The organism is Streptomyces sp. NPDC052012, assembly GCF_040689265.1.
In the GTDB taxonomy this organism is placed as follows: domain Bacteria; phylum Actinomycetota; class Actinomycetes; order Streptomycetales; family Streptomycetaceae; genus Streptomyces.
The window spans coordinates 129,167-141,549 of sequence record NZ_JBFAXA010000003.1; the positions used below are offsets into that span (position 1 = coordinate 129,167).

The 12,383-nt window shown below is 73.8% G+C and carries 12 protein-coding genes; 3 read left to right on the top strand and 9 right to left on the bottom strand.

The features are described from left to right. Positions 1-4: 4 nt before the first annotated feature. The 6 genes from AB0412_RS07790 to AB0412_RS07815 form a co-directional block, all read right to left on the bottom strand. Positions 5-778 carry a GvpL/GvpF family gas vesicle protein gene (locus AB0412_RS07790; protein ID WP_366401613.1) on the bottom strand — a complete coding sequence of 258 codons (774 nt, stop codon included), beginning with the start codon at positions 776-778 and terminating at the stop codon, positions 5-7. Continuing rightward, positions 775-1,206, bottom strand: a complete 432-nt coding sequence (locus tag AB0412_RS07795; RefSeq protein WP_366401614.1) for a gas vesicle structural protein GvpA — start codon at positions 1,204-1,206, stop codon at positions 775-777. The genes AB0412_RS07790 and AB0412_RS07795 overlap by 4 nt, the downstream gene beginning before the upstream one ends. A gap of 100 nt (positions 1,207-1,306) precedes the next feature. Then, complete coding sequence (locus AB0412_RS07800) at positions 1,307-1,705, bottom strand: gas vesicle protein (RefSeq protein WP_366401615.1); 399 nt, start codon at positions 1,703-1,705, stop codon at positions 1,307-1,309. 76 nt (positions 1,706-1,781) lie between these two features. Next, complete coding sequence (ligD, locus tag AB0412_RS07805; RefSeq protein WP_366401616.1) at positions 1,782-2,714, bottom strand: non-homologous end-joining DNA ligase; 933 nt, start codon at positions 2,712-2,714, stop codon at positions 1,782-1,784. Then, on the bottom strand, positions 2,711-4,558 hold the full coding sequence (locus tag AB0412_RS07810) for a transketolase (protein WP_366401617.1): 1,848 nt from the start codon (positions 4,556-4,558) through the stop codon (positions 2,711-2,713). Before AB0412_RS07810 ends, ligD begins: the two co-directional genes overlap by 4 nt. Further along, a complete protein-coding gene (locus AB0412_RS07815; RefSeq protein WP_366401618.1) occupies positions 4,555-6,225 on the bottom strand; it encodes an FAD-dependent oxidoreductase in 1,671 nt (556 codons plus the stop codon). Before AB0412_RS07815 ends, AB0412_RS07810 begins: the two co-directional genes overlap by 4 nt. 142 nt (positions 6,226-6,367) lie before the next feature. On the opposite strand from AB0412_RS07815, the gene AB0412_RS07820 reads away from it, so the two are divergent. Then, a complete protein-coding gene (locus AB0412_RS07820; protein WP_366401619.1) occupies positions 6,368-7,330 on the top strand; it encodes a TIGR03557 family F420-dependent LLM class oxidoreductase in 963 nt (320 codons plus the stop codon). A 19-nt stretch (positions 7,331-7,349) separates the two neighbouring features. Next, positions 7,350-8,441, top strand: a complete 1,092-nt coding sequence (locus AB0412_RS07825) for an enolase C-terminal domain-like protein (protein ID WP_366401620.1) — start codon at positions 7,350-7,352, stop codon at positions 8,439-8,441. Positions 8,442-8,501: 60 nt separating this feature from the next. Here the strand turns inward: AB0412_RS07825 and AB0412_RS07830 are convergent, their stop codons facing one another. Then, positions 8,502-8,963: a phage holin family protein gene (locus AB0412_RS07830; RefSeq protein WP_366401621.1), complete on the bottom strand. Its 462-nt coding sequence runs from the start codon at positions 8,961-8,963 to the stop codon at positions 8,502-8,504. Between the two features lie 110 nt (positions 8,964-9,073). Here AB0412_RS07830 and AB0412_RS07835 point away from each other — a divergent pair, with 110 nt between their 5' ends. Continuing rightward, complete coding sequence (locus AB0412_RS07835; RefSeq protein WP_366401622.1) at positions 9,074-9,421, top strand: VOC family protein; 348 nt, start codon at positions 9,074-9,076, stop codon at positions 9,419-9,421. Between the two features lie 10 nt (positions 9,422-9,431). Here AB0412_RS07835 and AB0412_RS07840 read toward each other — a convergent pair whose 3' ends face one another. After that, complete coding sequence (locus AB0412_RS07840; RefSeq protein WP_366401623.1) at positions 9,432-11,429, bottom strand: DUF5107 domain-containing protein; 1,998 nt, start codon at positions 11,427-11,429, stop codon at positions 9,432-9,434. 29 nt (positions 11,430-11,458) lie between these two features. After that, a complete protein-coding gene (locus AB0412_RS07845; protein WP_366401624.1) occupies positions 11,459-12,358 on the bottom strand; it encodes an arginase family protein in 900 nt (299 codons plus the stop codon). Between the last annotated feature and the right edge of the window lie 25 nt (positions 12,359-12,383).

The window sequence follows — 12,383 nt, forward strand, 5'->3', positions numbered from 1 at the left end:
GACCTCACCCCGCTCCGGCGTCCGCCCCGCCCGCGGTGGTGCCCGCCGGCTCGGCCGGGCCGGGCTCGACGAAGCTGTACGGCGGCAGCGGACCGTTCAGCCGCACCTCCAGGTGCGGCATGTCCTGACGCACCTGCTCCACGGCGGCCAGGAAGTTCTCGGCCGTCGCCCGCTCCACCAGGAAGGAGACGTTGGCGAGCCAGCCGGTGGACTCGGGGCCCACACTGACGGCGTCGGCGGCCGGCTCCAGGACGCGCTGCAGCGCGGCGGCGTCCTCGGCCTCCTTGGCCTTGACCGCGGCGGCGACCATCTCGCCGAGGCGCAGCTTGTCGTCGTAGCTGCCGCCCCCGGCCTGACGGTTGGCCTCCGCGAGAGCGCGGATCTCCGGGTTGCCGGCCATGACGTGGTGCAGGACGGCCTCTTCGATGTGATTGGCCTTGACGTTGTACTCGACCCGGCCGTCCAGCGCCCGCAGCCGCTCCTTGTAGTGGTCGGCCCGCTCGGCCAGCACACCGGTGACGGCGTCGTCGTCGGGGGCGACGCTGCCGAAGCGCATGGGCAGCACCACGCCCGCCGCGCCGATCTCACCGAGCACGTTCTGGTGGGCGAGGAGTTCCCTGCGCTTGGGCCGCAGGTCCTCGGGGGCGTCGCTGACGACCGCCGCGAGCTCCCCCGCCTTCAGCACGCGCACGGGCAGCGGCGGATCGCCGACACCGCCCATCCCCTCCGGGAGCGCGGCGTGCGAGCTCGCCGTGATGCCGTAGACGTAGGTGCTCACTCCTGCTCCTCCTTACGACGCGCCGTGCTCTTCCGGGGCCGCGGACGCGACTCGGTCTCGCGCTCGGAGCCGCCCTCACGCGCCTGCTTGAAGGCGTCGGAAATGGTGTCGGCGGCGCCGGACAGAGCCCCCTTGGACTTGCCGCGTGCGCCGGACTCGGTGACCTCACCGACGATCTCGGGCAGGCCCGGGCTCTTGCGGGGCCCGGCCTCGAGGTCGAGCCGGTTGCACGCCTCGGCGAAGCGCAGATACGTGTCGACGCTGGCGACGACGACGCGAACGTCGATCTTGAGAATCTCGATGCCGACCAGGGACACGCGCACGAATGCGTCGATGACGAGCCCCCTGTCCAGAACAAGCTCAAGCACGTCGTAGAGACCGCTGCTGCCGCCTCCGCCGCCGGTCTGCTGTGCCGGTACGACTGTCATGCCGGCTGTTCCTCCCTTGTCTGGTTTCTTGTCTGTGTCTTGCCCGCGGGCGTCTTGCCTGCGGGCGTCTTGTCCGTGGGCCCGGGTCCGCGGGGGCGGCCTAGCGGCCGCCGGGCCTGCGCGCGTCGGAACGTCCGCGTTCGTAGCGGCGTACCCGCCGGTAGCCGGTGAGCTGACCGTCGGAGTCCAGCTCCACCTGGTAGCTCGCCATCAGGCTCATCGTGTCGGGCACACGCTCGAGTTCGAGGACCTCGACCTCCAGCGCCCAGCCCTCCTCCGTCTGCTCGAAGGACGTCACGGACTCGGCTTCCATGCCGGTGAGCTCCGCGAGCTGCCCGCGCGCCTGGCGCAGGACCTCCATCGGGCTCGGCCGTTTCGCTGCTCTTGTGTTGTCCGCCTTGCCCGTGCTTCCTGTGGGCTTGCGGGACTCGTGCGAGTCCTGGTGTTCCTGTGAACTCGATGGTTCTTCGGGGTTCTCGGTGTGTTTCGTGTTCGCCATGGCCACCTCCCAGTCCGTGTGGCCGCAAGTCTGTTCGCCAAACCTCCGGGAGCCGTCCCGATTGCCGCGCCGCCGGTCAGCGGCGTCCGCGCAGCGCCCGCAGCCGGCGGCGGGCCGGCCCCAGCGCGCGGCCCCGGCGCAGCAGTCCGGCCCACGGATCGGTGCGCGCCTGCTCCACGGCGTCGGCGACGGTCCAGCGGCGCGCGGTGAGGCCGGGTTCGTCCAGCTGGTCCCAGGAGATGGGTGTGGCGACGGGGGCGCCGGGCAGGGCGCGCACGGTGTAGGGGGCGACGGCGGTCTGCGCGTAGGCGTTGCGCTGCACGTCCAGGTAGAGCCGGTCGCCGCGGTCCTTCTTGCGGGCGGCGGTGGTGAGCCGGTCGGGGTGCGCCTCGGCGAGGGTGTCGGCGACCTCGCGGGCGAAGGCGCGCACGTCGTCGAAGGGGTGGTCGCCGTTCAGGGGCACGACGACGTGCAGTCCGCGCGAGCCGGTGGTCATGAGCGCCGAGGGCAGTCTCAGCTCGTCCAGCAGCTCCGCCAGCAGCCGCGCCGCCTCCCGCACCGTCCCGAAGTCGTCCCCGGACGGATCGAGGTCGAAGACCAGCCGGTCGGGGTGGTCCAGGCTGTCCGTGCGCGACAGCCACCGGTGCAGGGTGATGCTCGCCTGGTCGACGAGGTGGAGGAGGGTGGCGGTGTCGTCGCACACGGTGTGCAGGACGGTCCCGCCCTCCTTCTCCACTTCGACCCGGGTGATCCACTCCGGATAGCTGTCCGGGGTGTTCTTCTGCATGAACGCCGGCCCGTCGATGCCGTCCGGGCGCCGGTCCAGCATCAGCGGCCGGCCCCGCAGATGCGGCAGCAGGAACGGGGCGACGGCCCGGTGGTAGTCGACGAGATCGCCCTTGGTGTACTCCTCGGCGTCGCCGCTCGCGGGGAAGAGGACCTTGTCCGGCCGGTGGATCCGCACCGTGCGCCGGCCGGCTCGCACCGTCCGCGCAGCGCCGTCGCTCACGGCACGATCGCCTCCTCCACGAGCAGCCGCCCGGCCGCCGCGATCGACTCGGCGTCGATGCCGGCCGCGTGCAGCTGCTCCTCCGGCGACGCCGAACCGGGCATCGTACGGACGGCGAGCCGCACCAGGCGCGGCACGGGGCGCCCGTCGGTGAAGGCCTCGAGGACCGCGTCGCCGAGGCCGCCCTCGGGATGGTGGTCCTCCACGGTGACCAAGCAGCCGGTCTCCTCGGCGGCCCGGCGCAGGGTGCCCCGGTCGACGGGTTTGACGGAGTACAGGTCGATCACCCGCGCGGCGATGCCCTGCTCCGCCAGGGCGTCCGCGGCGGCCAGCGCCTCGGGCACGGTGACGCCGGCCGCGACGAGCGTCAGCCGGTCCCCGTCGGACGCGCGCAGCACCTTGCTGCCGCCGACCGGGAACTCCTCGTCGGGGCCGTAGATCACCGGCCCCGCGCCGCGCGAGGTGCGCAGATAACGGATGCCGTCCAGGCCCGCCATCGCCGCTACCAGCCGTGCCGTCTGGTTGGCGTCGCACGGGTACAGCACGGTCGAGCCGTGCACCGCCCGCATCATCGCCAGATCCTCCAGGCCCATCTGGCTGGGCCCGTCCTGGCCGATCGCCACACCGGCGTGCGAGCCGACGAGGTTGAGGGAGGACCCGCTGATCGACGCCATGCGGATGAAGTCGTGGGCGCGGGTGAGGAAGGCCGCGAAGGTGGCGGCGTACGGGATCCAGCCGCGGGCCGCCATGCCGACGGCCGCGGCGACCATCTGCTGCTCGGCGATGTAGCACTCGAAGTAGCGCTCGGGATGCTCCTTGGCGAACTGCTCGGCGCGGGTGGAGTCGCCGACCTCCCCGTCGAGGGCGACGACGTCGGCGCGGGCCGTACCGAGGGCGGCCAGGGCCTCGCCGAAGGCGTTACGGGTCGCCACCTCCTCGCCCTTGTCCCAGCGGGGCGGCGCGAACTGCCCGGTGGGCACGGAGTGCAGCGCGCGGGCGTCCGGCGGCTGGTGCACGCGGACCGTGAGGTCACGGGGGCCGCCGAGCTCGGCGATCGCCTCCTCGGCGTCGGGCAGCGGCTTTCCGTGCAGGCCCTCCCGGTCCTGGACGGCCTCGACGCCCCGGCCCTTCAGGGTGCGGGCGAGGATCGCGGTGGGCTGGCCCTTGGTGGAGGCGGCCTCCCCGTAGGCGCGGTCGACGGCGTCCACGTCGTGGCCGTCGATCTCGACCGTGTGCCAGCCGAAGGCCTGGAAGCGGCGCGCGTAGGCGTCGAGGTCGTGTCCGTGCCGGGTGGGGCCGCGCTGGCCGAGCCGGTTGACGTCCACGATCGCGGTGAGGTTGTCCAGATGCTCGTACGCGGCGTGCTCGGCGGCCTCCCACACCGAGCCCTCGGCCAGTTCGCTGTCGCCGCACAGCACCCACACCCGGTAGTCGGCGTGGTCGAGGCGCTTGCCGGCGAGGGCGATCCCGACGCCGACGGGCAGTCCCTGCCCGAGCGAACCGGTGGCGGTCTCGATCCAGGGCAGCTGCCGGGGCGTGGGGTGCCCTTCGAGGCGGCTGCCGAGCTTGCGGAAGGTCAGCAGTTCGTCGTCGTCGATGGCCCCGGCCGCCTTGTACGCGGCGTACATCAGCGGCGAGGCGTGCCCCTTGGACAGCACGAAGCGGTCGTTGCCCGGGTGGCCGGGGCGGTCGAAGTCGTAGCGGAGGTGGTGCGCGAGCAGGACGGCCATCAGATCCGCGGCGGACATCGAGGACGTGGGATGCCCGGAGCCCGCGGCGGCCGCGGCACGGACGCTGTCCACCCGCAACTGCTGTCCGAGGTCGGCGAGTTCACCGGTGTTCATGAATCTCCTTGGGCCTGGTCGGTGGGGTCGGCGGGTTCGGCGGGTTCGGCGGGGAGGTCGGTGCGCCTGACGGGACCGGGTGAGGGGTGCGGTTCGTACAGCACCTCACCGGCGGCCGGCCGGGAGCCGGGCTGTTTCCGGGCGGGCTCACCACCCGCCTGCTTCTTCGCGGCCTCACCGCCCGGCTGCTTCTTCGCGGGCTCGCCCCCGGGCTGCTTCTTCGCCGGCTCACCGCCCGGCTGGTTCTTCGCCGGTTCACCGCCCGGCTGGTTCTTCGCCGGCTCGCCGCCCGATCGATTCCTCGCTTGCTCCCCGCCCGCCTGGTTCCTCGCGGGCTCACCGGCGGAGCCGTCCCGCGCCGGGCCGCCCGGTACCCGGGCCAGTTCCGGGGACGCCGTGTCCAGCGGGACCGACCAGGACCGTACGAGGCCCAACTGGACGGCCTGGCGCGGGAGTACGGCGTCCAGGAGCCAGTCGGCGGCGACGCGCACCCGGTTCCCGGGCATCGCCGCGAGGTGGTAGCCGCGGGCGACCGCGCCCGCCGCCGCCCCGGCCAGAGGCACGCCGAGCGGGTTGGCGGCGGCCTTCACCCCGCCGAGGTCGACGACGAACCCCATGTCCTTGTGCCGGTAGGCGCGCCGCTGTCCGTCGCCGAGGGACGCGGCGACGTTGTGGGCGCACACCTTGCCCTGCCGCCACGCGTGCTGCGCCGTCATCGGCGTGTACTCCCCCGGCCTCTCCAGGTCCGGCACCGCCGCCGCGTCGCCGCAGGCGAACACCTCGGGCCGGCCCGGCACCTGCAGGTGCGGGTCGACCAGCAGCCGCCCGCGTTCCATGGGCAGCCCGAGGGACTCGGCGAGCGGATCGGGCCGCACGCCCACGCACCACACCAGCGTGCGGGTGTCGACGAACTCGCCGTCGGTCAGGAGCACCCCGTCGTGGGTGGCCTCCTTCACCGACGTGCCCATCCGCACGTCCACGCCCCGCTCGCGCAGCACCCGGTCGGCGGTGCGCGAGAGCCGCTCGTCCAGTTCGGGCAGCACCCGTTCGGCGATGTCGAGCAGCAGCCAGCGCGGCCGCATGCCCGAGCGCAGGGGCTGCTTGCGGACCTGCGCCTCGGTGAACAGGTGCCCGTGCGCGGCGACCTCGGTCCCGGTGTAGCCGGCGCCGACCACCACGAAGGTGCACCGGGCGGCGCAGCTCTTGGGGTCGTCGGCGGACGCCGCGAGCTCGATCTGCCGGGTCACGTGGTCCCGCAGGTACAGCGCCTCGGGCAGCGAGCGGAAGCCGTGCGCGTGCTCGGCGACGCCGGGGATGGGCAGCAGCTTGTTGACGCTGCCGGCGGCCAGCACCAGCCGGTCGTAGGCGAGCGTGCCGCTGTCGCCCTCGGGGCCGGTGTAGTGCACGGTGCGCCCGTCGAGGTCGATGCGGTCGGCCTCCCCCAGCACCAGCCGCACGTCGGGCAGGGTGCCCGACAGGGAGATCGTCACCCGGCGTGGTTCCAGGATGCCCGCGGCGACCTGGGGCAGCAGCGGCAGGTACAGAAAGTAGTCGGTCGGGTTCAGCAGGGTGATGTCGGCGCGTCCCCGGGCCAGCCGGGCCAGGTTCCGGGCCGCGCGGTACCCGGCGAAGCCGGCACCGACGATCACAATGCGGGGTCGACTCACGGTTCGCCTCCGGCGCTGTCGCGTACGTCGGGAGATGTCCGCGTCCCCCCGGCCGGGGCCGCCAAACGTCCGCCGGTTGCCGCCCGGGCCTCCGGGTACCCGGATCCGGACCCCGACCGCCCATGTCGCGGAGGCGCCCCCCATGCCCGAGTACGGCTATTTCCTCTCGTGCGAGCAGTACGGCCCGGCGGAGCTGATCGAGCAGGCCCGGATGGCCGAGCAGGCCGGATTCCAGCACCTGTGGATCTCCGACCACTACCACCCGTGGAACGACGAGCAGGGGCAGAGTCCGTTCGTGTGGTCGGTGCTCGGCGCACTGTCTCAGGCCGTGTCGCTGCCGGTGGGGACGGCGGTGACCTGTCCGACGGTGCGGACGCACCCGGCGGTGGTGGCGCAGGCGGCGGCGACCGCCGCGGTGATGGCGGACGGCGCCTTCCGCCTGGGCGTCGGCACCGGCGAGGCGCTCAACGAGCACATCCTCGGCGCTCCCTGGCCGCCCGCGCACGTGCGCCTGGAGATGCTGGAGGAGGCCATCCAGGTGATGCGCCGGCTGTTCTCCGGCGAGGAGGTCAACCACCACGGCACGCACTACACCGTGGAGAACGCGCGCCTGTACACCGTGCCGGACGAGCCGGTCCCGATCGACATCTCGGGCTTCGGCCCGGCCGCGACCAAGCTGGCGGCGCGGGTCGGCGACGGCTACATCACGATGATGCCGGACGCGTCGATGGTGGAGCAGTACCGCAAGGGCGGGGGCGGCGGGAAGCCCGTGAGCGGCGGCACCAAGGTCTGCTACGGCACCGACCGCGACGAGTGCGTCCGCACGGTGCACCGGCTGTGGGCGAACGAGCTGCTGCCCGGCGAGCTGGGCCAGGTGCTGCCCTCGCCGAAGCACTTCGAGCAGGTGCAGACCCTGGTCACCGAGGACATGGTGCGCCAGAACCGGGTGTGCGGCGCCGACGCGGACGAGCACGTCGCCGAACTGCGCAGGTTCGCCGACGCCGGCTTCGACCGGATCTACGTCAATCAGATCGGCCCTGATCTGCGGGGCTTCTTCGACTTCTACCGCACCAAGGTGCTGCCGCAGCTCCAGCAGGCCGACTGAGCCGATCGCGGGAGGGACCATGAAACTGCACCGGCCCGCCGTCTCCGTCTACACCGTGCCGACCGACGCCCCCGAGGCGGACGGCACCCTCGCCTGGGACTCCACCACGGTGGTGATCGCCGAGGTGACCGCGGCCGACGAGACCGGCACGGGCTGGACGTACGGCCCGCCCGCGGTCGGCGACCTCCTGCGCGAACAGCTCGCCCCGCTGGTGGAGGGCATGAGCGCGTTCGACCTGCCGGCCGTGCACGACACCCTGGGCCACGCGGTCCGCGACGCCGGCCGCCCCGGTGTCGCGGGGTGTGCGATCTCGGCGGTGGACATCGCCCTGTGGGACCTCAAGGCCCGGCTCCTCGAACTGCCCCTGGTGCGGCTGCTGGGGGCGCGCCGGGAGCGGGTGCCGGTGTACGGCAGCGGCGGCTTCACGACGTACCACGACACGCACATGGCGGCGCAGCTCAACGGCTGGGTGCACGGGCAGCACATCCCCCGCGTGAAGATCAGGGTCGGCGAGGGCTGGGGCCGGGAGGCGGCGCGGGATCTGCACCGGGTGCGGGCCGCGCGGCACGTCATCGGCGAGGAGGCCGAGCTGTACGTGGACGCCGGCGGCGCGTACACCCGCAAGCAGGCGGTGCGGGTGGGGCATGCCATGGCCGAGCACGGCGTGGGCTGGTTCGAGGAGCCGGTGTCCTCGGACGATCTGACGGGGCTGCGGCTGGTGCGCGACGCCGTGGTGAGCGATGTGGCCGCCGGGGAGTACGGGTACGACCTGCCGTACTTCGCCCGCATGATCACCTCCGGGGCGGTCGACTGTCTCCAGGTGGACGCGACCCGCTGCGGCGGCGTGACCGGGTTCCTGCACGCGGCGGCGCTGGCCGAGGCGCACGGGCTGGAGGTCTCCGCGCACGGCGCCCCGCACGCGCACGCCGCGGCGGCGGCCACGGTCCCGAACCTGCGGCACATCGAGTGGTTCCACGACCACGTCCGGATCGAGGACATGTTCTTCGACGGAGCCCTGGACCCGGTGGGCGGCACGGTGTCCCCCACGCGGGGCATGGGTCACGGCCTGACGCTGCGCACGCAGGACGTGGAGCAGTACCGAGTGGGTTAGCGGCAGACCGGCGTGTGCCTCAGCCCACGGGCCGCCTGCTCCGCAGCCGTCGTGCCACGGTCACGTCCGGCCGTGCGGCGTCCCGGAGTCGGTGCCGTCCTGCCGCGGCGGCAGGACGTCCGTGGTGGGCGGCGACGGCGGAGCGGGCGGGACCGGCGGCACGGGCGGGGCCGCCTGGGCGGGGACGGTGGCCCCGCCCTCGGGGCCGGGCACCGTGGGCGCTCCGGGAGCGGAGGGCCGGGCGGCGCCGCGCAAGGCGTAGGCCGCGGCGCCCAGGATCGCGGCGGTGATCAGGGCGGCGGCCCAGTCCGGCAGGGCGAGGGCGAGCGCGAGTCCCACGGCGAGCGCGACGGCCGCGCCCGCGTACAGGGCGGCGGCGCCGGACGCGGCGTACAGCGCGGCCCTGCGGCGCTGGGCGCGTGCCTGCACGCGCAGTTCGTCGCGTACCGTCTCGCGTGCGACCTGGGCCAGCTCGTCGACCAGGTGCTTGTCCAAGTGTTCGAGATGCTCCGCGCGTTGCATTCGGCCCGGGTACCCCGGCGGCGCGGCGGCGTAACGCCGGCGGGGGTGTGCTGTGGAGATCGCCGCGGACCCGCCCCACCCGCGCCTTCGCCCCAACTAGGCTCGTGAGCATGGAGATTCTGGGTGCCACACTGCGCGTCTGCGTCGACGACATCGAGACCGCGATCCCCTTCTACGAGCGGCTGGCGGGCGGCCGGGCCCTGCGGTTCGAGCGGGGCGGTGTCCAGGTGGCGGCGGTGGGCTGCTTCCTGCTGATGAGCGGCCCCGCGGCCGAACTGGACCTGCTGCGCAAGGTCGCGGCGACGATCGCGGTCACCGACGTCGAGGAGGCCCACAAGACCCTGACCGAGCTGGGGGCCGACATCATCGCGGGCCCGGTCCCCACCCCGGCGGGCCGCAACCTGATCGTGCGCCACCCGGACGGGGCGGTCTACGAGTACGTGGACCGCCATGGGTGAGGCCCGGAGATCAGGGTGAGGGGCGCATCCGGAAGTCGTGGCGCCCGGGCAGCGGCTCGTCGGTGAGGGCGGCCCACAGCCGTCCGACAACCTCGTCGCCCTCGCGCAGGTCGGCGACCTCGAAGCCGGTGTCGAACACGGCGCGGGCCTCGTCGCGCCGCCCCTCGGCGAGCAGCAGCCCCGCCTCGGTCAGCCGGAACCGCCCGCGCGCCCGTGTGTCCGGCTCCAGCCGCTCCCACGCCGATCGCGCCTCACCGGTCCGCCCCACGGCGAGCAGCGCCTCGACGGCCTCCCGGCCCAGCGCGGCCACGGCGGCCTGCCACCCCGGGCCCTCGCCGCCGTCCGTCCCCGCCTCCTCCGCCTCGTCCCGCTCGCGGCACAGTGCGTCGAAAGCCGCCGCATACCGGTCCGCGGCCCGTTCCGGGTGCCGGTCCTCCTGGTCGGCGACGGCGAGGCAGCGCAGGTGCGGCCAGGCCGGGCCGGCGGCGCGCAGGCCGCGTTCCCAGCTGCGGACCGCCTGGGCGCGGTCACCGGCGTGCCACTGGGCGACGCCGAGGTGGTACTCGGTGAGTCCGGTCGCGGGAGCGGTCTCCAGCATGTCCCGCCAGTGCGGCGCGACGAGTGTGTCACCCGGCGGGCGTGCGGTGGGCGGTGCGGGCAGGGAACCGGCGCGCAGCAGGTGCAACCAGGGTTCCTGCTCCGGCCCGAGCGTGTTCTCGTCGAAGGGCGTACCCGGCAGCTTCCATCCGGCGCGCAGCACTTCCAGCGCTCCCCAGCCGGAGCCGGCGGCCAGCCGCTCACCGGGGTCGGCGTCGGCGTACGGCTGCCAGGCGGCGTAGGCGGCGTCGACGTCGGCGCGGGGCAGCACCGCCTCCAGCCGCCGCTCCGCCTCGCGCAGCACCTCGGGCCACTCCCCCTCCGGCGGTGTCTCGAACGGCCCGTACGCCTCCAGCCAGGACACCTCGCTCTCGGGATCCGTCCGGACATGCTCCAGCTGAGTGCGGGCGAGGCCCGCCTGGATCTCGCAGTAGCCGCCCGTGCCGGGTTCGGTGAGCCACTCCTGCCAGCGCCGCCCGCCGGGGCCGCTGCCCCACACGAACAGCTTGCGCCCGCGCAGCACGTCGGTCGACGTCTGGACCAGTCCGTGGCCGTCGGCCCCCTGGGCGGCGATCCAGCGGCGGCGTTCGTCGGGCACCTCGTAGAAGTAGTCGGCGGGGTAGGTGCTGTTGAGCGGGTACGTCCGGTCGACGCCGTCGTACACCGGCACCGGCACCCGGCGCAGCCGCCGCTCATAACCGAAGTGCCAGGCGGCCTCGGCGGGGGCGAGGACGCGGCACTCCTCGGGTACGGCGATGTTGGACCACCAATAGGTGGGCACCGGCGTCTCGTGCGGGTTGCGGATCCGCACACCGACGTACAGGAAATCGGATCCGTCGGGCAGCCACAGGTCGACCTGGAACGGCAGGTCGCGCAGCCGCTCCCACTCCCACAGCCGCAGCATCTCGCCGCCGTCGGGGGCGGGGACGCGGGCGGCGTGCACGGGTGCGCAGGACAGGGTGGTGTGGCCGGTGGCGCCGATGTTCCATTCGATGCCGCCGGAGAACCAGGCACCGTTCAGCGCGAAGTTGGCGGGCTGGAACACCGGGTTGCGGTAGAGGAGTTCACGCCCGGAGGGCTTGTGGACGAGGGAGGCGATCCGGCCGCCGAGGGAGGGCAGCACGGTGGCCCGCAGCCGGTCGTTCTCGATGACGAGCGTGCCGAGCGTCCGCGGCTCGCGCCGGCGGTCGTAGCCGTCGCGGACGCGGACCGGCAGCAGGCTGTGCAGGGGTGCGTAGCCGATCTGCCGGGCCATGTCGCGCGGCAGGTCCTCCTTGTCGCGGTCCTCGATGCGGTGCATCTCGTCGAGGGGTCGCAGCGGCGGCAGCGGATTGTCGGGGCCGAGGTGTGCGGCGGGCAGCGTCAGCTCTTCGCGTCGGATCGTCGTCACACTTCCCCATGGAAACCGCATACGGCCCGCCTGAACAGGGGCGCCACCGGTCAGGATTGCGCAAAGGCGGCCACCACGGTGTCGGCGAGCAGCGCTCCGGCCGTGGCGTCCGGGTCCAGGTCGGGGTCGTAGATGGTGACGGTGAGGCCGGCGCAGTGCGGGGAGGCGAGCAACGGCCGCAGCAGCGCGACGAGTTCGGCGGGCTGCAGGCCGTCCGGGTCGGGGCTGTCGACCGCGGGCATGACGGCGGGGTCGAGCACGTCGGCGTCCAGGTGCACCCAGTAGCCGTCGAGTCCGGGCGCCTCGTAGGACTGGGCGGTGGCGCGGGCGAGGTCGTCCACGCCCCATTCGCGCAGATCGCCGACGGTGACGACGGGGATCTTCAGGGCGGCGAGTTCGGCGCGCTCGTCCTCGAAGTAGTCGCGGACGCCGAGGAAGCGCACGTCCTCGTCGCGCAGATAGGGCCGCAGCCCCTCCAGGTCGGTGAGGTCCTGCTGCCCGCGTCCGGTGGCCAGCGCGACCTCCTCGCCGGCGGCGGCGCCCACGCGCCCGGAGTTGCCGGGGTGCCGGAAGTCCGGGGAGGCGTCCACGGCGACGAGTCCGTACCGCCCGACGCGACGCAGGGCGAGGGAGGCGCCGAGCTGGACGGAGCAGTCGCCGCCGAGCACGACGGGCAGGTCACCGGCGCGCACATGGTGTTCGACGCGGTCGGCGAGCTTGCGCGTGTAGGAGGCGAGGGCGGCCGCGTTGAAGACTCCGTCGCCCTCCTGCCAGTCGCCCCGGTCGTAGCGCGGCGGCACCACCACCCCGCCCTCCAGCGCGTTCAGGCGCTGCACGATCCGCTGCTCGCGCAGCGCCCCGGCGAGCTTGTAGCAGCCGGGGACGGTACCCGGGGCGGGTGGGCGCAGGCCCAGGTTGGAGGGGGCGTCCATCACGACGATGTTCCGCATACGGATCATCCTCGCCGACAAGGTG

Bases quoted from the DNA above. Each gene is read 5' to 3' on its own strand.
- AB0412_RS07795 (WP_366401614.1), bottom strand. From the start codon at position 1,206: ATGACAGTCGTACCGGCACAGCAGACCGGCGGCGGAGGCGGCAGCAGC.
- AB0412_RS07800 (WP_366401615.1), bottom strand. From the start codon at position 1,705: ATGGCGAACACGAAACACACCGAGAACCCCGAAGAACCATCGAGTTCA.
- AB0412_RS07810 (WP_366401617.1), bottom strand. From the start codon at position 4,558: ATGAACACCGGTGAACTCGCCGACCTCGGACAGCAGTTGCGGGTGGAC.
- AB0412_RS07820 (WP_366401619.1), top strand. From the start codon at position 6,368: ATGCCCGAGTACGGCTATTTCCTCTCGTGCGAGCAGTACGGCCCGGCG.
- AB0412_RS07825 (WP_366401620.1), top strand. From the start codon at position 7,350: ATGAAACTGCACCGGCCCGCCGTCTCCGTCTACACCGTGCCGACCGAC.
- AB0412_RS07830 (WP_366401621.1), bottom strand. From the start codon at position 8,963: ATGCAACGCGCGGAGCATCTCGAACACTTGGACAAGCACCTGGTCGAC.
- AB0412_RS07835 (WP_366401622.1), top strand. From the start codon at position 9,074: ATGGAGATTCTGGGTGCCACACTGCGCGTCTGCGTCGACGACATCGAG.
- AB0412_RS07840 (WP_366401623.1), bottom strand. From the start codon at position 11,429: ATGCGGTTTCCATGGGGAAGTGTGACGACGATCCGACGCGAAGAGCTG.
- AB0412_RS07845 (WP_366401624.1), bottom strand. From the start codon at position 12,358: ATGCGGAACATCGTCGTGATGGACGCCCCCTCCAACCTGGGCCTGCGC.